This window comes from Roseateles sp. FW305-36, from assembly GCF_058787015.1.
Map to the genome: position 1 here is coordinate 123,154 of NZ_JBYSZK010000002.1, position 17,771 is coordinate 140,924.

Consider the following 17,771-nt stretch of genomic DNA (forward strand, 5'->3'; position numbering starts at 1 on the left):
GCCGCGGTAGTGACAGCATGGGCACACAGCAAACCTGGGAGACCTCGATGGACCCCAACCTGCTCCTGCTCGTGCTCATCGTCGCCGTGGCCCTGATCGCCTTCGGGGCCGTGCGCTTCGACCTGCTGGCCGCGCGCTGGCGCGAGGTCTTCAAGGGCCCGCCGCCGCCTCACGATGCCCCGCCGGCACAGCGCCGGACGGCATCCAGCGGCTTCAGGCCGCACGATGCCCCGGCGCACAAGCCAGCCTTCCACCGCAGCGGGCATCGGCACTGAACGGGGCACTGAGCCCGTCATTTGAGGCAGGATGCGGGTCCGACCACCGACCCGCACTGCCACCATGGGCAACCGACTTTCACAGATCGCCACCCGCACCGGCGACGACGGCACCACCGGCCTGTCCGACGGCAGCCGCGTGCCCAAGACCCATCTGCGCGTGCAGGCGATGGGCGACGTCGACGAGCTGAACTCCAACCTCGGCCTGCTGCTGGCCGAACCCCTCCCCGACGACGTGCGCGACCTGCTCGTCACCATCCAGCACGAGCTCTTCAACCTCGGCGGCGAACTCTCCTGGCCGGGCGGTGCGCTGCTGAAGGATGCCGCCGTACTGCGCCTGGACGAAGCGCTCGAGCACTACAACGAGCATCTGCCGCGCCTCAAGGAATTCATCCTGCCGGCCGGCACGCGCAGCGCGGCCATCGCCCATGTCTGCCGCACCATCGCCCGCCGTGCGGAGCGCGCCGTCATCCAGGTGGCTTCGGCAGAGACCGTGCGCGCCGCTCCGCGCCAGTACCTGAACCGCCTGTCCGACCTGCTCTTTGTGCTGGCCCGCGTGCTGAATCGCGCCAATCTCGACGGCCTGGGCGGCGACGATGTCTATTGGCAGAGTGAGCGCATGAAAAGGCTCGACGCCGCAGAAAACTGAAACGAGGAGGCCCCATGAAGATCACCGGCCAATGCCATTGCGGCAGCGTGCGATTCACGGCGGAGGCGGACCCCGCCAGGGTCTTTGCCTGCCACTGCGCCGACTGCCAGATCATTTCGGGCGGGCCTTTCCGCGCCGTCGTGCCCATCCCCGTCGAGCAAGTCGAGTTGCAAGGCACACCCAAGAACTATGTGAAGGTGGCCGCCAGCGGCAACCGCCGGGCGCAATGCTTCTGCGGCGACTGCGGCACCCAGCTGTTCGCCACCGAGGCGGACACGCCCAAGACGCTGAACATCCGCCTGGGCTGCGTCAACGAACGCGCCCAGCTCAAGCCCGTGCTGCAGGTCTGGCACGACTCGGCCATGCCCTGGCTGCGCGAACTGGACGCCGTGCCGGCCCACACGCGGGGCCGCGACAGCCCGCTCGCCTAAGCCTTGTTCTTGTTGCGGCCGCTCCAGATGCGCCAGGCCAGCCAGGCCCAGCGCAGGCCGCGCCAGAGCTTGCCCCGGCCTTGTTTTCCGGAGGCCGCGAAGAAGGCGGCGCCACCGCCGGCTGCCGCGAGAACGGCAGGACTGGTCAGCAGGTCGCGCCAGCTCAGGATGCGCCGCACCCAGCCGTCGGCGCGCTCTCCAAGGTCGTCGACCGACAGGGCCGCCTGGCCCCGCACCACTTCGGAGGCCAGCAGCAGGTTGGCCTTGCGCTGGGCGCGCAAGGCCGGGTCATCCGGGATGCGGGGGATCATGGCCCGGCCCGGCGGCGCAAGGCATCGGCATCCGCGCGCAGCTCACCGATGCTGGACTGGAAGAGGCTGGCCGGCTGGTCGATCAGCTTCTTGACCTTGAGCACGGCCACCACGGCCGCCACGACCAGCACGGCCGTGCCACCGCCGAGGGCCACCATCCGGTAGGGGGTGTCCCACAACGCCACGGTGACGAGCACCAGCAGCATCAGCAGGCCAAAGCCCGCCAGCAGCGCGCCCAGCACGGCCCACAGCAGCAGGCTGGCAATGCGTTCCTTCTCTTCCTGGGCCTCGATGGCAAACAACTCGAGCCGGATGCGGCCGAGCGTCAGCAACGAGACCCCGAGCCGCCGCAGCGGCGCGGAGACAGGTCCCTTGGCGTCGCTCAAGACCGCGGGCTCAGCGGCGGCCGATCAGGACACCGAGCGCCAGGCCGACAGCGGCTGCGGCACCGATGGCCTGCCAGGGGTTGGCGTGCACATAGTCGTCGGTGGCGGTCGCAGCGTCCTTGGCCCGCTGGATGGCTTCATGCTGGGCGTCCAGCAGCTTTTCCTTGGCACCGGACAAGCGGTCCTGGATGCGGGCGCGCAAGGCCTTGACCTCACCATCCGCCTTGTTCGTCGTGGCCGTCATCAGCGCGTCGATGTCATCCATCACCGCGCGGAAATCAGAGGCCAATTTTTCCTTCGCCTGGGTTGCGTCACTCATCGCTGGCTCCTCGGTCGGGGATCAAACACGGGACGAGCCTAACGCGATTGAATGCCGCGCACATGACGTACCGCAAACGAAGCGCGCTTGTCCTACAAAGCCGCGACAGCCTGCTTCAGCCGAGCCGCGTACGCCTCCTTCAGCGCCGCCGGCGCCACGACCTCAACCTGGCCAGCATGGCGCAGCAGGTCCATCAGCAGCTCGGTGTCGTCCACATAGGGCAGGCGCAGCCGCCAGCGGCCGTCGGCCAGGAATTCGCTCTGCTGGGCCGGATGCCATTCCTCGCGCGACACCCAGGCCGCGGCCTCGGTGCTGAAGACGAGTTCGGCCTCGCGCGGCGTGCCGCCGGCAAAGATGCCATAGCCCTGGTCCAGCTCGGCTTCCAGTTCGGCCAGCGGCACCGGCTTGGCGGCGGTCTCCAGCAGCGTTGCGGCCTCGATGCCATCGAGGGCGAAACGCCGGTAGGCGTCGCTGGCATGGCACCAGGCGTCCAGATACCAGGCGTGGCGGTGGTGCACCAGGCGCTGCGGAGAGACCTCGCGCTCGCTGCCCACGGCGTCGCGCTTCTTGCGGTAGCGGATGGCCAGGCGACGGCGCTTGACGACGGCGCTGCCGACGGTCTCGAAGCTGTCGCTGGCCACGCGCCGGCGCGCCGTGCCGATCAGCCTGACGCGGCGTCTGAGCTCGTCCGCCTCGGCCGCATCGACGCCCAGCATGCCGGTGATCTTGTCGAACATGGGCTGCAGATGGCGGCCGACCACGCCCTGCTCGTCCAGCCCCGCCAGCATCTGCTGCATGGTCAAGAGGGCATGCAGCTCGGCCTCGTTGAACCAGACCCCCGGCAACTCATGCTTGCCGCCGCGCCATTGCTCGCCGAAGCGGTAGCCGTTGTCGGCGGCGTCGTACTCGATGGGCGCGTCCATGCGCTCGCGCAGATAGGCCAGGTCACGCTTGAGCGTCGCCGGCGATACCTCCAGGGCCTCGATCAGCGTCGCGAAGGACACGCAGCCGCGGGCGCGGATCAGCTGCTCGATCTTGTAGAAGCGTTCGGTGCGGTCCATGGGCGTGAGCTGAAAATATTTACAGTGTTTTCGAGGTGGATCATCTCATGAGCCAGCTAGCTCGGAGACTGCTTTCCAAGGCCCGCGAACTTCATCGGCGAGCCCAACGACAGGAGTCAGCCATGCAAGCCGTTCTCAACACCCAGATCGCTACCCGCCCCGCCCTCGTCCAGTTCGACCTGGACATGGACGACGCGCCCGCCAGCATCAGCGCCCACGAGCGCACCGGCCTGGCCCTGGGCCGCGACTACGCCCTGCATGGCGTCACCCCGCCCATCGCCCACCTCTACCCGCAGTCGCCGCTGCAGCGCGGCTGGATGGCCGCCCGCGGCCGCCCGGTGCGCACGCCGGCCAACGCCCAGGTCGAGCGCTGGCTGGACCTGCGCACCCATGCCTGGGCCCGCGGCCGCAGCTTCGAGGACATCCAGCTGACGCCCCATCACCTGGCCCAGCTCGACACCACCCACTGCCCCATCACCCGCGAACTGCTGGACGACGACAGCCGCAGCATCGACCGCGTTCGCGACGACGCCGGCTATGCCGCCGGCAACCTGGCCGTCATGAGCCGCCGCGCCAACCAGGCCAAGGGCCAGCGCGGCCACACCGCCCTGGTCGACATGGCCGCCAGCTGCGCCGCCGGCCCCATCACCCGCATCGGCGGCCTGGCCGAAGCCGAATGGGATCGCCTGGCCGTCCTGGCCAGCTTCGTCACGCCCTTGAGCCATGAGGAGGCCGCCCAGATTCCGCTGCGCGTGTTGCCACCGAATCGCCTGCGCCTCTTCAACCCCATCCAGGCCCTGCAGGCCCTGGTGACCCGCCAGCTCGCGACGCCGGGCTGGAGCGCCCGCCTGAGCCGCCTGGAAGCCCTGCTGCCGACGGATGCGCTGCGCACCGACTTCAACCGCTTCCTGCTGGCCCTGGCGCCGCGCGTGCTGGCCGCGGCCGAGTTGCAGGAGGCTCACCAGATCCGCTGGGCGCTGGAAGACGCCTGGGCGCTGCCCCTGGTGCAAAAGCGCTGGACCCGCTTCGCGCTGCAATTGACGGCCGAGCAGGCCGAGAACCTCGTCGAACGCGCCGCCGCCAAGAAGCTCAGCCCCGTGCACATCCAGCGCCACGACGACGCCACTGACGGCTGGGCCCTGGCTTCGGGCGGCTACGCCGCCTGACCTGGCGGCCTCAAGACAAAAGCGCCCCGCGGGGCGCTTTGCTCACAGCGCGATCGTCTTAGACGAGGGAACGATGCAGGCGGATTTCTTCAACGCGGGCACCGCCGACTTCCGTCGTGCGGGCGCTGCCGAGTTCGCGCTTGAAGCCGGCCAGCTCGAAGAAGCGCAGGGCGCGCTCATTGCGCAGATAGCACCACAGCGTGGCCTTGGTGCAGCCTTCTTCCTGCAGGCCGTCGCGCGTGGCATCCCACAACGCCAGGCCCACGCCCTTGTCCCAGTGGACCGGGTCGGCGAACAGCGCCCAGACCTCGCCGGTCGTGGCGGGCGTGCCCTTGTCGCGCGAGCGGTCGAAACCGGCGAAGCCCATGATCTTGTTGTCGAGATGGGCAACGATGACCTGCGGCTCGCAGAGGTCGATGGCCTCGCGCCAGAAGGCTTGGCGCTTCTGCACCGACATTGCATCCAACGCGGCAGCGGGCAGCAGGGCCTTGTAGGCATCCTGGCTGGAAGCGACATGGATCTCGGCGATGGCCTTGGCATCGCGCAGGGTGGCGGGGCGAACCTGGATCACGGACATGGAACTCTTGAGCAATGGCACGGGACGAAAGGGCGCGATTGTCCTTGCCCAATGCCATAGCGTCAGCTCTTGACAGAAATTTTTCCTGCGCTCAGGCAGTCATTCTTTGCGCTTTCACATGCTCAACGAGACCGCGCCTGAGCCAGCGCAGTGGCGTCCTCTGCAGCTGCTGCATCAGCGCATGGTCGACGGCTGCGTCGCCGAGGTCAAGCGCAAAGCGCCGCGCGACCTCTTGCTGAACCTTCAGTAACAACTCCGCCGTCACGCGTGCATCGGCCATCGCGCGGTGGGCCCGGCCCGTGAAGCTCAGGCCGTGGAACTGCGTCATCGCGCCCAGGCCATGGCTCCTGGCCTCGGGCCAGAGGCGGCGCGACAGCAGCACGGTGCAGGCGAATTCATGCGCCGGGTCCCGCGCCACACCAGCTCTTTCCATCTCGGCCTGCCAGAAGCCCCGGTCGAAGGAAGCGTTATGCGCCATCAGCGGGCAACCCGCCGTGAAGCGGGCCAGCTCGCGCATGACGTCAGTCGAATCCGGCGCGCCGGCCAGCATCTCGTTCGTGATGCCGGTCAGGGCCTGGATCTGCGGCGGCACCCAGGCGCCGCTGTTCATCAGGCTGCTCCAGACGTCCACGACCTCGCCGCCTCGCACCAGCACGGCCGCGATCTCGGTGGCCCGGCCTCCCGTGGTCGGCGCGAGGCCGGTCGTCTCGAAGTCGATGACGGCGATGGTTTCCATCAGCAACCCCTCCTCAAGACTGCTTGGGCGGGTGCTTGATGGCGTTCATCGCCAGCTTGCGCTCGACGGCGGCATCCAGGTCGACACCGCCGTGATCGGCGATCTGCACCAGATACAGCAGCACGTCCGACAGCTCCTCGCCAAGATGGCGGCGCTGGTCTTCGTCGAGCTTGAGGGACTGCTCGGGCGTCAGCCACTGGAAGATCTCCAGCAGCTCGGCGGCCTCCACCGTCATGGCCATCGCAAGGTTCTTGGGGGTCTGGTAGGGCTGCCAGTCGCGTTCGTCGGCAAAGCGGCGCAGGCGCTGCTGCAGGGCGGTGATGTCCATGGATGGTGGAAGGTTCGGTCGCCCTGAGGCTGGGCGCGCAGCGGAAGTACAGGTCGCGGAAGTTGTCCGATGTATTCCAAACTGTATTCAAGATTTCAAAGTGGTCGTGGTAGTAGAGGGCCGTCCAGCCTGTGGACAAGGGAAAAAAATCCTTAGGGCACAAGCGCTTGGATGTCGCACAAGCCTGTGCGCCACCCCCCGGACGAGTGGACCCGCGATTGGGAACAACTTCGCCGGCGGCCCTCGGCCTGTGGATATCTGCTGTGTTGTCCCAGCGCCGTCCACAGACTTGCCCAGACCTGCCCTTCCCCAAGCCTTCAGCGTTGTTTCTTTACTCGTACCAAGGGGAAAAACGAACGACCGTTCTAAAAAGCTGCAGATAGAGTTGCGCTCCCGATTTGAATGCGCCGTGCTGTAGCGGTGTCGCCTAGGAGACAACAATGAAACCCTTCCTCACCCGGATCGCTGCCGCCTCGGTGGCGCTGTTGGGCAGCATGCTGGTGGCCGGCTGTGGCGGTGGCGGCGCTACGGCCGACACGACGCCCAAGGTCTCCCTGACCTCGGTCAAGGTCTTCGGCGACAGCATCCAGGACAGCGGCACCTTCGGCTACAAGTTCACCGTCCAGAGCCCGGACAACCTCATCTACGTCGAGCGCATCGCGGCCAACTATGGCCAGACGCTGTGCAACTTCTTCGTCTTCACCGGCACCACCTTCGCGGCCAACACGGCCAAGACGGGTTGCACCAACTTCTCCATCGGCGGCGGCCGCATCACCTACACGGGCGCGGGCGGCGCTGCCAATCCGCTGAACGTCGGCACGCAAATGGCCACCTATGCCGCGGCCGGCAGCTACACGGCCAGCGACCTGGTCATCATCGACGGTGGTGGCAATGACGCGGCCGACCTGGTCGGTGCCTACCTGACCATCCCCAAGGACGGTGCCAAGACCTATTCGGCCCTGCTCGGCACCCTGCTGACCCCGGCCCAGATCGGCGCAGCCCTGCAAGGCGGCGCGACGACGACGGCGCAGATCGGCGGCGCCTACATGACGGCCCTGGCCGACAAGTTCTACGCCCAGATCAAGGCCAGCGTGCTCGACAAGGGCGCGACCCACGTCGTGGTCATGAACATGCCCGACGTGAGCTTCACGCCGCGCTTCCAGATGGTGCTGGACAGCATCGCCGCGGCGAGCGGCGGCGGCACGGCGGGCGCCACGGCGCGCGCGCAGTCGCAAGCCGTGTTCCAGGGCTGGATGACGGCCTTCAACGCCGAGCTGGCCGCCAAGTTCGCCGGCAATGACAACGTCATCGTCGTCGACTTCTACAAGGCCTTCCAGGACCAGGTCTCGACGCCGGCCCAGTTCGGCCTGAGCAATGTCAAGACGCCGGCCTGCCCCATCGTCGGTGTCGGCAGCGATGGCCTGCCGACCTACAACTTCCCGGCTTGCACGGCCGCGGCCCTGTCCGCTGCGCCGCCCGCCGGTGTCAGCGGGGGTGCCGACTGGTGGAAGAGCTATGCCTTCTCCGACAGCTTCCATCCGACGCCCTATGGCCACCAGCTGACCCAGCAACTCATCGCCAAGTCCCTGGCCACCAAGGGCTGGCTGTAAAGCGCGCCTCGACACGGAGACAACCCATGAAAACCAAGTTCCTCCTCGGTGCCGCGGCTGCCCTCATCGCCAGCGGCAGTGCCTTCGCTCAATCGGCTGGCAGCATCGTCGTCTACGGCGGCGCCGCCCAGATCACCCCCCATGTCGAGAGCGGTGACCTGACCGCCCCCAGCCTGGCCGGTACCAAGGTCGACGTGAAGAAGGCTTCGTCCTTCGTCGGCGGCGTGACCTACTACTGGACCGACAACATCAGCATCGATCTGCCGATCGCGCTGCCGTTCAAGCACGATGTCGTCGGCGCCGGTGCCATCGAAGGCGTGGGCAAGCTCGGCACCGTCAAGTCGCTGCCGATGACGCTGCTGGCTCAGTACCGCTTCGGGGACGCCAACAGCACGTTCCGCCCCTTCGTCGGCGCGGGCGTCACCTACGGCTACTTCTTCAAGCCCAAGGCCACCGCCGTGCTGTCCGGCATCACCGGCGGCACGCCCAGCAACCCGACGACGCTGTCCATGAAGAGCCGCTTCGGCACGACGATGGAAGCGGGCGGTGCCTTCAACATCACCAAGGACTGGTCCGCCAGCCTGTCGGTCACCAAGACATTCATCAAGACGACGGGCAGCCTGTCCACGGGCCAGACCATCGAGACGACGCTGGACCCGGTGTCGATCAAGTTCGGCATCGGTTACCGCTTCTGATCGGGCTTTGGCCTGACAGTGAAAGGGGAGTCTGCGGGCTCCCTTTTTTCTGCCCGGCTGTCAGGTTCCGGCGGGTCACGGCGACCGAAGTCGCATGAAGTTGTTGACCCTGCTGTTCGTGCTGGCCATGCCTGCCCTCGCTTTCGCCCAGACCTGCCCCATTGCCGCCACCGTGCAAAGCGGTGCGATCGTGCCGCGCCTCGTCGAGCTCTACACCTCGGAGGGCTGCTCCTCCTGCCCGCCGGCCGAGCGCTGGCTGAACGGGCTCAAGGGCCAGGCCGGCGTCATCTCCCTGGCCTTCCATGTGGACTACTGGAACGGCTTGGGCTGGCCGGACCGTTTCTCCAGCGCGGCCTACACCGAGAGGCAGAAGCAGGGCGTGGGCGTCAATGGCTCGCGCTATGCCTACACGCCGCAGCTCGTCGTCAACGGCAGGGACTGGCGCGGGGCTTCGCTGCCCGCGGCCGGCACCGAGACGGCGCGCGTGCGCCTGGCCTGGAGCCGCCAAGGCAGCGGTGAACTGAAGCTCAGCGCCGAGGCCCTGGCCGGCGCGCCCTCGCGCATCCAGCTCTGGTGGGCGCGCGTCGAGGACGGCCACCAGACCCGCGTCCGCGCCGGCGAAAACCGCGGCGAGACGCTCAACCACGACAGCGTCGTGCGGGAGTACATGCGGCTGCCGGTGTGGGAGGGTGGAGGTCGAAAGGACTGGTCAGTCCCGGTCACAGCCGGCGAATCCGGCCATCCGAGCCGCTGGATCGCCGTGGCGGTCGACGTTCGCGATGGTGGCGTCTTGCAGGCGGTGCAGATGGGTTGTTGAACGGCGTCCTACCATGGGGTCTGCCCCGTCGGGCATGGGAGCAGGCAATGAATCCGATCGAACCCGTGCAGCGCCAACTCGAGGCCTACAACGCCCGTGACATCGAGCGTTTCGCGGCCGAGTACGCGCAGGACGTCCAGGTCTTTGTGGCACCCGCGGCAGAGCCGCTTCTGTCAGGCAAACCGGCGTTCACTGCGCACTACGCAAAGAACCGCTTCACATTGCCCGAGCTGCATGCGCGGGTGGTCAACCGCATGGTGTCCGGCGACATCGTCGTGGATCACGAGCAGGTCACGGGCCTTCGGGAAGGGGTGGTCGAGGCCATTGCCGTGTACAAGGTGAAGGACGGGCTGATCCAGACGGTCTGGTTCTTCTAGCGGGGTGCGGCGCGCAGGTTTCAATCGTTTCCGGGCCGCATAACAAATGCAGCCCAAGGCTCACCCGGCTGCAGCCGCATTGAAACCTGGCGTTTGCAGACTGAGGGCATTCCAACAGCCTTCGGATGCCTGCCATGCAACTCGCCACCACGTCGACCGCCTTCCGCCCCAGCAACCGCTTCAACGCCCAGGTCGAGGAACTGCACCGCCTGGCGCGGGCCGTCGAAGCCCGCAGCCCGAGTGCGCGCGCCGGCCTGCAGCAATGGCTGGATGGCCTGCAGCAATCCGACGACCCACGCCATGTCGGCCTCTATGTGTTCGGCGCCGCGCTGGCGCAGCGCCTGGACGGACGCACGGCCACCCAGGCCAATCTCTATCTGCGGCGCTACGACAGGACCCAGATCGAGCTGTTCAACCTGCTGGGCCGCGCCCTGCCCTTCGTCGGCCTCGCCACGACGGTCTGCAACCAGGCCATTGCCCAGGCCTGCCGTGGCATGCGCAGTGCCGTGCTGATCGACGTTGGCATCGGCACCGGCCGGCAACTGCTGCAATTGCTGCCGACGCTTGCCGCCCAAGGCTTGCGCGAGCTGACCGTCATCGGCATTGAGCCGGCCGAGGTCGCGCTGCAGATGGCGCACGCACAACTGCAGCAGGCCGGTCGCGAACTCGGTCTGGCGATGCGCATGCTGCCGGTGCTGGGCAGCGTCGAAACTCTGGAAGAAGGGGCCTGGGCGCTGATCCGTGCGGCCTGTGCCGGCGCCTCGCCCATCGTCAACGCCAGCTTCGCACTCCACCACATCGACGACGACGACCAGGGCCGCGACCAGCGCCAATGCGTGCTGCAGCGCCTGCACGAGCTCGACCCCGCGCTGCTGGTGCTGGCCGAGCCCGACGTCGACCACCTGGAGACGGCCCTCTACCCGCGCTTTCGCAACTGCTTCGCGCATTTCAGTGCCGTCTTCGACACACTGGACCATCTGGACCTGGCGCAGGCCGATCGCGACGCCCTCAAGGTCGGCTTCTTCGGCCGCGAGATCGCCGACATCCTCGGCCAGGCCGAGGGTCATCGCAGCGAACGCCACGAGTCCGCCTCGCAATGGCTGCGTCGCCTCGCCGATGCCGGCTTCGATGTGAGCATCGACGAGGCCGCTGCGGCTGTTGGCACGACCCGGGGGCCGGTGCGTCTGCGCCGTCGCACCTATCACTGCTCGTTGGAGGCGGGCGGCGAGCCGGTGGTGGCCCTGTTCTGCGCGCGGCCGCAGCGTGCATTGCACTGAGCGGCACCGGCTGTTGCCGCGGGTAAGAATGAGGTCCTCATGCCCGTTTCAGAAGGAACAGCCTTTCATGAACTTCTCGCTACAAGGGGTGCTCGTCGTGCTGTTGCTGGCCGTCTGGCCGGCCATGCTGGCCTGGAAGGCCAGGAAGAGGCTGGCCATCGTCCAACTGGTCATCTCTGGCCTGGTGGCGGTGCCCAGCGTGCTCGCCACACGGGCCCTGTCGCGTGCGACAGAGGCCGGTGGCTACGAGGCTTACTTGTTTCTTGCGATGCTCGTCTTGGTCGGCGCCGTGGCGGTCTTCACCACGGTCTACTTCGTCACCGCCCTGCTGTTGAGGGTGTTCGGCGGCGCCGTCGAGCAAGGCTGATCAGGCGATGCCCACCACCTTGTGCATCTGCACCGACAGCCGCCATTGCGGATGGGCCATGCAATAGGCCACGGCTGCCTTGGTGTGCTCGCGCTGCAGCACCGAGTCCATGGGCTGCAGGAAGAAGTTCTGGAAGTCCAGCTGCGCGAACCGCTCCGGCTGGGCCAGCGGTTGCGGGTAGACCAGCTTGAGCTCATGGCCCGAGGTCAGCACCAGGGGCGCATCGGCCTTGGGGCTGACGCAGATCCAGTCCAGCCCGGGCGGCGCCGGCTGGGTGCCATTGGTCTCGACGGCGACCTCGAAGCCGCGGGCGTGCAGGGCGTCGATCAGCGGCGTGTCCAGCTGCAGCAGAGGCTCCCCGCCGGTGCAGACCACATACGGTTTTCCTCCGCCGGGCCACTGCTTCGCAATCGCATCGGCCAAGTCATCCGCCGTCGCGAACTTGCCGCCGCCCACGCCGTCGGTGCCGACGAAATCCGTGTCGCAGAAAGTGCAGACCGCCGTCGCGCGGTCCTGCTCGCGGCCGGTCCAGAGGTTGCAGCCGGCAAAGCGGCAGAACACGGCCGCGCGGCCGGCCTGGGCGCCCTCGCCCTGCAGTGTGAAAAAGAGTTCCTTGACCGAGTACGTCATACGGGAATCAGTTCTTCAGAGTCAGCCCGGCTGACGATGGCACCCGAACCGCGCGTCTCGTACAGGTCCACGCGGTCGATCTGCGGCAGCACGCCGCCGCCTTCGCGCAGCACCCAGGCGGCGATCGAAGCGGCATCCCCGTCGGGCAGATTGGCGATCTCGAACAAGGGGTGGTGGTCCAGCCGCTTGAAGAGGGGGTTGAACAGCGTCTTCACATCGCCGAAGTCCACCGTCCAGCCCATCACCTGGTCCAGCGGCGCGGCCAGGTGCAGGCGCAAGGTGAAGGTGTGGCCGTGGATGCCGGCCAGAGGATGGCCGCCGGGCGCCTGCTTCATGCGAACGGCACTGTCCAGCGTCATTTCCTTCCAGATGCGGTAGCTGCTGCCATTGAAGTTGGCGCCGCTGGAGCCGGTCTCGTAGACGGTCACCCAGGAGAGCTCGGGCAGTTCGGGCTTGAGGCGCTGCCACAGCCAGGCCGAGATGTTCTCGCTGGTCGGGTTCTCCAGACCGGCGATGTCGTTCAGGCATCGGTAGTTCAGCTCGAAGTGAATCGGCGCCCAGACCTCGTCGAGGTGGTCGTAGTCGATGGACAGGTCGCGCTCGCCCAGGTCCGCGTTGGCATGCAGGATGACCTCGAAGCCATGGCCGTGCATGCGCCCGCATTGGTGGCCGGCCGGCACGTTGGGCAACTGGTGGGCGGCCTGGAAGCGATAGCGACGCCAGACATGGGCATGGCCGGCGTTGTCCAGGTCCACGCCGCTGTGCGTGGTGCTCTGCACGCCGACCTGCACGATGCCGGGCACTTGCAGGCGCTGGCGCACCCAGCGGGCCAGGTTCTCGTCGGTGGGTTCGGCCAGGTGGTCGTTCAGCAGGGCATGGTCCAGCGGTGCGACGGTGTCGGCCATGCGCGCGCGCAGCGCCTCGACCTCGCCGCCGGGGAAAGCCGCCCAGCTCGCCGGCAGTGCCGTGCGGACGGTGGCGAAATAGCTGTGGCCATGCAGGCCATGGCTGCGATGCGAGGCGGGCAGGGCGGGGATGCGGCAGGCCGACTCGAAGCCGGCTGAGGCACAGTGCAACACGGAAACTGACATGCCCCGATTGTCGCGCGCCGACTTTTGACCCTGCTTGACTTGAAGTGGGCTTGAGCTTTTAGCCTCGCTGAAACAACTGCCCCCACGCTCGCGCCGCGAGCTGCCCCCCGAGGGGGCGCTCAGTGGCTTCGGGCGGCCGGGCGCCACTGACATGAACCTCGCCGACCCCGTGACCGACACCGCGCCCGCCGAATCCCAAAGCCTTTTCGCCCCAGGCCGCAGCGCCGCCTGCGTGGGTGCCATTGCGCTGATCTCCATGCTGGCCTTCGAGTCCATTGCCGTTGCCACCGCCATGCCGGCCGTGGCCGAGGCGCTGAACGGCCTGCCCTATTACGCCCTGGCCTTCGGCGCGACGCTGGCGACCTCGGTGCTGGGCATGACGGCGGCCGGCCAGCTTTGCGACAAGCGCGGCCCCTACCGCGCGGCCCTGGCCGGCCTGGCGGCCTTCCTCGCGGGCCTGCTGCTGGCCGGCTTCGCGCCGTCCATGCCGGTGCTGGTGCTGGGCCGCGCCCTGCAGGGCCTGGGCAGCGGCGTGCTTGGGGTGACCCTGTATGTCGGCGTCGGCCAGGTCGTGCCGCCGCCGCTGCATCCCAAGATGTTCGCGATGTTCGCCGGCGCCTGGGTCGTGCCCGGCCTGGTCGGGCCGGCACTGGCGTCCTTCCTCGTGCAGTTCCTGAGCTGGCGCTCTGTCTTCCTGGCCGTGGCGGCCGCGGTGCCGGTGGCGGCGGCCCTGGTGCTGCCGGCCCTCAAGCGCGTGGGCACGGGCACGGGCGAGGAGTTGCGCTGGGGGGCGATGCGCTGGGCCCTGCTCGCCAGCGTCGGGGCCTTGACCTTGCACAGCGCCAGCCAGCAGACCGGCAGCGCCGCGGCCCTGCTGTTTGGCGCCGGCCTGGTGGTGGCCGGCATTGCCGCCCGCCTGCTGCTGCCCGCCGGCACGCTGCGGGCGGCGCGGGGCCTGCCGACCGTCATCCTGCTGCGCGGCCTCATCGCCGCCACCTTCGCCAGCGCGGAAGCCTTCCTGCCGCTGCTGCTGACCCAGCATTTCGGCTGGAGCCTGACCCAGGCCGGCATGGCGCTCAGCGCCGGCGCGGTGACCTGGAGCATAGGCAGCGCCCTGCAGGCTCGCGTGCACCGGCCCGAGTCGCGGCGCCTGCTGCTGCCCGGCGGCTTCGGCCTGACCGTGCTCGGCCTTGTCATCGTCATCACGCCGGTCCTGTTCGACCTGCCGTCGGCGCTGGTCTTTGCGGGTTGGACGGTGGTTGGCCTGGGCATCGGCCTGTCCTTCCCCATCCTGTCGGTGCTGCTGCTGAAGCTGTCGCCGCCCTCCAGCCAAGGCAGCAACACCTCGTCCCTGCAGCTCAGCGACGCCCTGGCCAGCAGCGCCGCCCTGGCCCTGGCTGGCCTGCTCTTCGACCCGGTGACGCGCCAGGTCTTGCCGGTGCTGTTGCTGGCCCTGGGCCTGGTGACGGCGGCTGCGCTGATCAGCCCACGGGCCCAACCCACGACGAGATGAAAACGCTTTCTCGGTGGTGGCACACTGCGCCGTCTTCCCCGGGAGAGGTGCATGGGTTTCGTGACGACGCGCAACATGGCCAAGGACTACGACGTCATCGTCGTCGGCTCGGGCGCCGGCGGGGGCCAGACGGCCTACACGCTGGCCCTCGAAGGCGTGAAGGTGCTGATGCTGGAGGCCGGCCGCCACTACGACTTCCGCACCGAGACGCCGATGTTCCAGACCAGCGCCGACGCACCGCTGCGCGGTGCCGGCACACCGGACAAGCCCTTCGGCTTCTACGACGCGACGGTGGACGGCGGCTGGCAGGTGCCGGGCGAGCCCTACACGCAAGCTTCGGCTGACCCGCAGCAGCGCTTCGACTGGTGGCGGGCCCGCATGCTGGGCGGCCGTACCAATCACTGGGGCCGCATCTCGCTGCGCAACGGCCCCTACGACTTCAAGCCCCACAGCCGCGATGGCCTGGGCTTCGACTGGCCCATCGCCTACGAGGATGTCGCGCCCTACTACGACAAGGTCGAGATGCTGGTCGGCATCTACGGCAGCAAGGAGGGCTTGGAGAACACGCCTGACTCGCCCGACGGCTGCCTGCTGCCGGCGCCGGCCATGCGTGTCGGCGAGCGCCTCATCAAGAAGCATGCGGCGACCCTGGGCGTGCCCGTCGTGCCCATCCACCGCGCGGTGCTGACCAGGAAGCTCGACGACGCCCGCATCCCCGCCCTGCTGCATCCCGGCAACCCGCGCGCCCAAGGCCTGGTGGCCCAGGCCATGCGTGACCGTGCCGCCTGCTTCTGGGCCACGCCCTGTGGCCGCGGCTGCAGCATCGGCGCCACCTACCAGAGCCCGGCCGTGCATCTGCCGCCGGCCCTGGCCAGCGGCAACCTCGACGTGCTCTGCGACGCCATGGTCTACGAGGTGACGACGAAAGACGGCAAGGCCCGCGGCGTGCGCTTCGTCGACCGCAAGACCGGCAAGCACATCGAGGCCAAGGCCCGCGCCGTCGTGCTGGCGGCCAGCGCCTGTGAGTCGGTGCGCATCCTGCTGAACAGCAAGCCCGGCGGCCTGGCCAACTCCAGTGGCAAGCTGGGCCACTACATCATGGACACGGTGGGCAGCGACCTGTCCGGCCAGGTTCCCGGCCTCGAGTCCCTGCCCGACCACAACGAGGACGGCGCCGGCGGCGGCCATGCCTATGCGCCCTGGTGGCTCTACCAGCAGCAGGGCCGCGACTGGGCGAACAAGCTGGGCTTTCCGCGCGGCTATCACATCGAGATCAGCACCGGCAAACGCATGCCCACCTCGGGCACCGGCGCGGGCCTGGACTGGCTGACGCAAGGCAGCTACGGCGCCAGGTTCAAGCAGGACGTGAGGCGCCTCTACGGCAGCTTCGTCTACTTCTCGGGCCGCGGCGAGATGATCCCCAACGAGCAGTCCTTCTGCGAGATCGACCCGACCGTGAAGGACCGCTTCGGCATCCCGGTGCTGCGCTTTCACTGGCAGTGGGCCGAGCACGAGACCCGGCAGGCCGCTCACATGCAGAAGACCTTCGCCGACATCGTCACCGCGATGGGCGGCCGCGTGCAGGGCGGACCCGAGCTGGACGGCGCCAAGGCCATCGCGCCGGGCGGCTCCATCATCCACGAGGTCGGCGGCACCATCATGGGCGCCGATGCGCGCACCTCGGTCACCAACCGCTGGGGCCAGACCTGGGACGTGCCCAACCTCTTCCTGTCCGACGGCGCGCCCTTCGCGTCCAACGCCGACAAGAACCCCACGCTGACCATCATGGCCCTGGCCTGGCGCCAGGCCGACCACATCGCCGAACGCTTCCGCCGCAAGGAGCTCTGAACATGGACCGCAGACAGACATTGCAATGGATGCTGGCGGCCAGCGCGGCCCTGGGCGCCGAGGTGTCCGCCGGCGCCACGCCAGCCAAGCGTTCGGGCGGCAAGGCTGGCAAGGGCTATGGCACCGACCCCAAGCTGACGCCCAGCTACCGCAGCGGCGAGCTGTGGCCGCTGACCTTCACGCCTGAGCAGTCGCGCACGGCCCAGGCCTTGTGCGGCCTCATCATCCCGGCCGACGAGCGCTCGCCCAGCGCCGCCCAGCTCAAGGTCCATCTCTTCATCGACGAGTGGATCAGCGCGCCCTACCCCGACCAGGTCAGGGACAAGGACGTCATCGTCCCCGGCCTGGCCTGGCTGGATGCCGAAAGTCGTTCGCGCTTCCACAAGCCGTTTGCCGAACTGGATGTCGCCCAGCAATCGCAGATCGCCGACGACATCTGCCTGGCCGCCAAGGCCAGGCCGGAACATGCCGCTGCCGCGCGCTTCTTCAGGCGCTTTCGCGACCTGACGGCGGGCGGCTTCTATACGACGCCCGAGGGCAGCAATGACCTCGGCTTCGTCGGCAACGTGCCCTCCGTCAGCTTCGACGGCCCGCCCCTCAAAGTCCTGCAAATTGTCGGAGTCTCCTGATGCGCCAAGTCACCGCAATCGCTGCCAGCCTCGCACTTGCCACGGCTGCTCATGCTGCCGATATGAACCTCAACGCCCTGACCGCCGAGGAGACGGCGGCCGGCTGGAAGCTGCTCTTCGACGGCAAGACCCTGGACCACTGGCGCGCCAGCGATGCGCCGGGGTCTTTCAGCGTCAAGGACGGCGCCATCGTCGTGCAGGGGCCGCGCTCGCATCTGTTCTATGTCGGCCCGGTGCAGCAGCACGACTTCAAGAATTTCGAGTTCAAGGCCGACGTGATGACCTTCCCCAAGGCCAACTCGGGCGTCTACTTCCACACGAGGTGGCAGGAGGTTGGCTGGCCCAACCTGGGCTACGAGGTGCAGGTCAACAACTCCCACAGCGACCCCAGCCGCACCGGCGGCCTGTGGGGTGTGCAGGACTTTCCCAAGGTCATCGCCCCCGACGGCCAGTGGTTCACGCTGACCATTCGCGTCGACGGCAAGCATGTCACCACCTTCGTCGGCAACGAGAAGACGGCCGACTACACCGAGGAGTCGCCCCTCGTGCGCAAGAAGGGTCTGGAGCAGCGGTATCTCGCCAGCGGCACCTTCGCCCTGCAGGGCCACGACCCCGAGAGCACGGTGCACTTTCGGAACATCAAGGTCAGGGTCCTGCCCTGATCTCGGCGCGACCTTA

The 17,771-nt window shown here is 68.1% G+C and carries 23 protein-coding genes; 14 read left to right on the forward strand and 9 right to left on the reverse strand.

Annotation, left to right across the window (positions count from 1 at the left end):
- The first annotated feature begins 17 nt into the window (after positions 1-17).
- The 3 genes from AC3WOE_RS04845 to AC3WOE_RS04855 all read left to right on the forward strand — a co-directional run bounded on the left by AC3WOE_RS04845 (position 18) and on the right by AC3WOE_RS04855 (position 1,355).
- Positions 18-275: a hypothetical protein gene (locus AC3WOE_RS04845; RefSeq protein WP_492688672.1), complete on the forward strand. Its 258-nt coding sequence runs from the start codon at positions 18-20 to the stop codon at positions 273-275.
- Between the two features lie 64 nt (positions 276-339).
- The gene (locus AC3WOE_RS04850) at positions 340-924 is read left to right on the forward strand and encodes a cob(I)yrinic acid a,c-diamide adenosyltransferase (protein WP_492688673.1); all 585 of its coding nucleotides are present in this window, start codon (positions 340-342) and stop codon (positions 922-924) included.
- Positions 925-938: 14 nt separating this feature from the next.
- The gene (locus AC3WOE_RS04855; RefSeq protein WP_492688674.1) at positions 939-1,355 is read left to right on the forward strand and encodes a GFA family protein; all 417 of its coding nucleotides are present in this window, start codon (positions 939-941) and stop codon (positions 1,353-1,355) included.
- Here AC3WOE_RS04855 and AC3WOE_RS04860 read toward each other — a convergent pair.
- The 4 genes from AC3WOE_RS04860 to AC3WOE_RS04875 form a co-directional block, all read right to left on the reverse strand.
- A complete protein-coding gene (locus tag AC3WOE_RS04860) occupies positions 1,352-1,666 on the reverse strand; it encodes a hypothetical protein (protein WP_492688676.1) in 315 nt (104 codons plus the stop codon). The two genes, AC3WOE_RS04855 and AC3WOE_RS04860, sit on opposite strands and share 4 nt — an antisense overlap.
- A complete protein-coding gene (locus tag AC3WOE_RS04865; RefSeq protein ID WP_492688677.1) occupies positions 1,663-2,052 on the reverse strand; it encodes a phage holin family protein in 390 nt (129 codons plus the stop codon). Before AC3WOE_RS04865 ends, AC3WOE_RS04860 begins: the two co-directional genes overlap by 4 nt.
- 10 nt (positions 2,053-2,062) lie before the next feature.
- Complete coding sequence (locus AC3WOE_RS04870; RefSeq protein WP_310267133.1) at positions 2,063-2,371, reverse strand: ElaB/YgaM/YqjD family protein; 309 nt, start codon at positions 2,369-2,371, stop codon at positions 2,063-2,065.
- A 92-nt stretch (positions 2,372-2,463) separates the two neighbouring features.
- Positions 2,464-3,432: a helix-turn-helix transcriptional regulator gene (locus AC3WOE_RS04875; protein ID WP_492688678.1), complete on the reverse strand. Its 969-nt coding sequence runs from the start codon at positions 3,430-3,432 to the stop codon at positions 2,464-2,466.
- A gap of 122 nt (positions 3,433-3,554) precedes the next feature.
- On the opposite strand from AC3WOE_RS04875, the gene AC3WOE_RS04880 reads away from it, so the two are divergent.
- Positions 3,555-4,598: a hypothetical protein gene (locus AC3WOE_RS04880; RefSeq protein ID WP_492688679.1), complete on the forward strand. Its 1,044-nt coding sequence runs from the start codon at positions 3,555-3,557 to the stop codon at positions 4,596-4,598.
- A 58-nt stretch (positions 4,599-4,656) separates the two neighbouring features.
- Here AC3WOE_RS04880 and AC3WOE_RS04885 read toward each other — a convergent pair whose 3' ends face one another.
- The 3 genes from AC3WOE_RS04885 to AC3WOE_RS04895 form a co-directional block, all read right to left on the reverse strand.
- Positions 4,657-5,175: a GNAT family N-acetyltransferase gene (locus tag AC3WOE_RS04885; protein WP_492688680.1), complete on the reverse strand. Its 519-nt coding sequence runs from the start codon at positions 5,173-5,175 to the stop codon at positions 4,657-4,659.
- Positions 5,176-5,266: 91 nt separating this feature from the next.
- Positions 5,267-5,911 carry a 3'-5' exonuclease gene (locus AC3WOE_RS04890; RefSeq protein ID WP_492688681.1) on the reverse strand — a complete coding sequence of 215 codons (645 nt, stop codon included), beginning with the start codon at positions 5,909-5,911 and terminating at the stop codon, positions 5,267-5,269.
- Positions 5,912-5,924: 13 nt separating this feature from the next.
- Complete coding sequence (locus tag AC3WOE_RS04895; RefSeq protein ID WP_492688683.1) at positions 5,925-6,239, reverse strand: nucleotide pyrophosphohydrolase; 315 nt, start codon at positions 6,237-6,239, stop codon at positions 5,925-5,927.
- 440 nt (positions 6,240-6,679) lie between these two features.
- On the opposite strand from AC3WOE_RS04895, the gene AC3WOE_RS04900 reads away from it, so the two are divergent.
- The 6 genes from AC3WOE_RS04900 (at position 6,680) to AC3WOE_RS04925 (ending at position 11,382) form a co-directional block, all read left to right on the forward strand.
- Positions 6,680-7,849 (forward strand): SGNH/GDSL hydrolase family protein, encoded by a 1,170-nt coding sequence (locus AC3WOE_RS04900; RefSeq protein ID WP_492688685.1) that lies wholly within the window; start codon positions 6,680-6,682, stop codon positions 7,847-7,849.
- A gap of 26 nt (positions 7,850-7,875) precedes the next feature.
- The gene (locus AC3WOE_RS04905; RefSeq protein WP_492688687.1) at positions 7,876-8,544 is read left to right on the forward strand and encodes an OmpW/AlkL family protein; all 669 of its coding nucleotides are present in this window, start codon (positions 7,876-7,878) and stop codon (positions 8,542-8,544) included.
- A 94-nt stretch (positions 8,545-8,638) separates the two neighbouring features.
- Positions 8,639-9,361: a DUF1223 domain-containing protein gene (locus AC3WOE_RS04910; RefSeq protein ID WP_492688689.1), complete on the forward strand. Its 723-nt coding sequence runs from the start codon at positions 8,639-8,641 to the stop codon at positions 9,359-9,361.
- Positions 9,362-9,408: 47 nt separating this feature from the next.
- Positions 9,409-9,738 (forward strand): nuclear transport factor 2 family protein, encoded by a 330-nt coding sequence (locus AC3WOE_RS04915; protein WP_492688690.1) that lies wholly within the window; start codon positions 9,409-9,411, stop codon positions 9,736-9,738.
- Positions 9,739-9,872: 134 nt separating this feature from the next.
- Positions 9,873-11,015: a GRAS family protein gene (locus tag AC3WOE_RS04920; protein WP_492688691.1), complete on the forward strand. Its 1,143-nt coding sequence runs from the start codon at positions 9,873-9,875 to the stop codon at positions 11,013-11,015.
- A gap of 67 nt (positions 11,016-11,082) precedes the next feature.
- Positions 11,083-11,382 (forward strand): hypothetical protein, encoded by a 300-nt coding sequence (locus tag AC3WOE_RS04925; protein ID WP_492688693.1) that lies wholly within the window; start codon positions 11,083-11,085, stop codon positions 11,380-11,382.
- Here AC3WOE_RS04925 and queE read toward each other — a convergent pair whose 3' ends face one another.
- On the reverse strand, positions 11,383-12,012 hold the full coding sequence (gene queE, locus AC3WOE_RS04930) for a 7-carboxy-7-deazaguanine synthase (protein ID WP_492688694.1): 630 nt from the start codon (positions 12,010-12,012) through the stop codon (positions 11,383-11,385).
- On the reverse strand, positions 12,009-13,103 hold the full coding sequence (locus AC3WOE_RS04935) for a 6-carboxytetrahydropterin synthase (RefSeq protein WP_492688696.1): 1,095 nt from the start codon (positions 13,101-13,103) through the stop codon (positions 12,009-12,011). The genes queE and AC3WOE_RS04935 overlap by 4 nt, the downstream gene beginning before the upstream one ends.
- 151 nt (positions 13,104-13,254) lie before the next feature.
- Here AC3WOE_RS04935 and AC3WOE_RS04940 point away from each other — a divergent pair, with 151 nt between their 5' ends.
- The 4 genes from AC3WOE_RS04940 (at position 13,255) to AC3WOE_RS04955 (ending at position 17,755) form a co-directional block, all read left to right on the forward strand.
- Positions 13,255-14,616 carry an MFS transporter gene (locus AC3WOE_RS04940; protein WP_492688697.1) on the forward strand — a complete coding sequence of 454 codons (1,362 nt, stop codon included), beginning with the start codon at positions 13,255-13,257 and terminating at the stop codon, positions 14,614-14,616.
- A 51-nt stretch (positions 14,617-14,667) separates the two neighbouring features.
- Positions 14,668-16,464 (forward strand): GMC family oxidoreductase, encoded by a 1,797-nt coding sequence (locus AC3WOE_RS04945; RefSeq protein WP_492688699.1) that lies wholly within the window; start codon positions 14,668-14,670, stop codon positions 16,462-16,464.
- Between the two features lie 2 nt (positions 16,465-16,466).
- Positions 16,467-17,093, forward strand: a complete 627-nt coding sequence (locus tag AC3WOE_RS04950; RefSeq protein ID WP_492688701.1) for a gluconate 2-dehydrogenase subunit 3 family protein — start codon at positions 16,467-16,469, stop codon at positions 17,091-17,093.
- Positions 17,094-17,155: 62 nt separating this feature from the next.
- The gene (locus AC3WOE_RS04955) at positions 17,156-17,755 is read left to right on the forward strand and encodes a 3-keto-disaccharide hydrolase (protein WP_492688702.1); all 600 of its coding nucleotides are present in this window, start codon (positions 17,156-17,158) and stop codon (positions 17,753-17,755) included.
- The last annotated feature ends 16 nt before the right edge of the window (positions 17,756-17,771 follow it).

Excerpts from the sequence above, each read along its gene's own strand:
- AC3WOE_RS04845 (WP_492688672.1), top strand. The coding sequence starts at position 18 with ATGGGCACACAGCAAACCTGGGAGACCTCGATGGACCCCAACCTGCTC.
- AC3WOE_RS04850 (WP_492688673.1), top strand. The coding sequence starts at position 340 with ATGGGCAACCGACTTTCACAGATCGCCACCCGCACCGGCGACGACGGC.
- AC3WOE_RS04855 (WP_492688674.1), top strand. The coding sequence starts at position 939 with ATGAAGATCACCGGCCAATGCCATTGCGGCAGCGTGCGATTCACGGCG.
- AC3WOE_RS04860 (WP_492688676.1), bottom strand. The coding sequence starts at position 1,666 with ATGATCCCCCGCATCCCGGATGACCCGGCCTTGCGCGCCCAGCGCAAG.
- AC3WOE_RS04870 (WP_310267133.1), bottom strand. The coding sequence starts at position 2,371 with ATGAGTGACGCAACCCAGGCGAAGGAAAAATTGGCCTCTGATTTCCGC.
- AC3WOE_RS04875 (WP_492688678.1), bottom strand. The coding sequence starts at position 3,432 with ATGGACCGCACCGAACGCTTCTACAAGATCGAGCAGCTGATCCGCGCC.
- AC3WOE_RS04880 (WP_492688679.1), top strand. The coding sequence starts at position 3,555 with ATGCAAGCCGTTCTCAACACCCAGATCGCTACCCGCCCCGCCCTCGTC.
- AC3WOE_RS04885 (WP_492688680.1), bottom strand. The coding sequence starts at position 5,175 with ATGTCCGTGATCCAGGTTCGCCCCGCCACCCTGCGCGATGCCAAGGCC.
- AC3WOE_RS04890 (WP_492688681.1), bottom strand. The coding sequence starts at position 5,911 with ATGGAAACCATCGCCGTCATCGACTTCGAGACGACCGGCCTCGCGCCG.
- AC3WOE_RS04895 (WP_492688683.1), bottom strand. The coding sequence starts at position 6,239 with ATGGACATCACCGCCCTGCAGCAGCGCCTGCGCCGCTTTGCCGACGAA.
- AC3WOE_RS04900 (WP_492688685.1), top strand. The coding sequence starts at position 6,680 with ATGAAACCCTTCCTCACCCGGATCGCTGCCGCCTCGGTGGCGCTGTTG.
- AC3WOE_RS04905 (WP_492688687.1), top strand. The coding sequence starts at position 7,876 with ATGAAAACCAAGTTCCTCCTCGGTGCCGCGGCTGCCCTCATCGCCAGC.
- AC3WOE_RS04910 (WP_492688689.1), top strand. The coding sequence starts at position 8,639 with ATGAAGTTGTTGACCCTGCTGTTCGTGCTGGCCATGCCTGCCCTCGCT.
- AC3WOE_RS04915 (WP_492688690.1), top strand. The coding sequence starts at position 9,409 with ATGAATCCGATCGAACCCGTGCAGCGCCAACTCGAGGCCTACAACGCC.
- AC3WOE_RS04920 (WP_492688691.1), top strand. The coding sequence starts at position 9,873 with ATGCAACTCGCCACCACGTCGACCGCCTTCCGCCCCAGCAACCGCTTC.
- AC3WOE_RS04925 (WP_492688693.1), top strand. The coding sequence starts at position 11,083 with ATGAACTTCTCGCTACAAGGGGTGCTCGTCGTGCTGTTGCTGGCCGTC.
- queE (WP_492688694.1), bottom strand. The coding sequence starts at position 12,012 with ATGACGTACTCGGTCAAGGAACTCTTTTTCACACTGCAGGGCGAGGGC.
- AC3WOE_RS04935 (WP_492688696.1), bottom strand. The coding sequence starts at position 13,103 with ATGTCAGTTTCCGTGTTGCACTGTGCCTCAGCCGGCTTCGAGTCGGCC.
- AC3WOE_RS04940 (WP_492688697.1), top strand. The coding sequence starts at position 13,255 with ATGAACCTCGCCGACCCCGTGACCGACACCGCGCCCGCCGAATCCCAA.
- AC3WOE_RS04945 (WP_492688699.1), top strand. The coding sequence starts at position 14,668 with ATGGGTTTCGTGACGACGCGCAACATGGCCAAGGACTACGACGTCATC.
- AC3WOE_RS04950 (WP_492688701.1), top strand. The coding sequence starts at position 16,467 with ATGGACCGCAGACAGACATTGCAATGGATGCTGGCGGCCAGCGCGGCC.
- AC3WOE_RS04955 (WP_492688702.1), top strand. The coding sequence starts at position 17,156 with ATGAACCTCAACGCCCTGACCGCCGAGGAGACGGCGGCCGGCTGGAAG.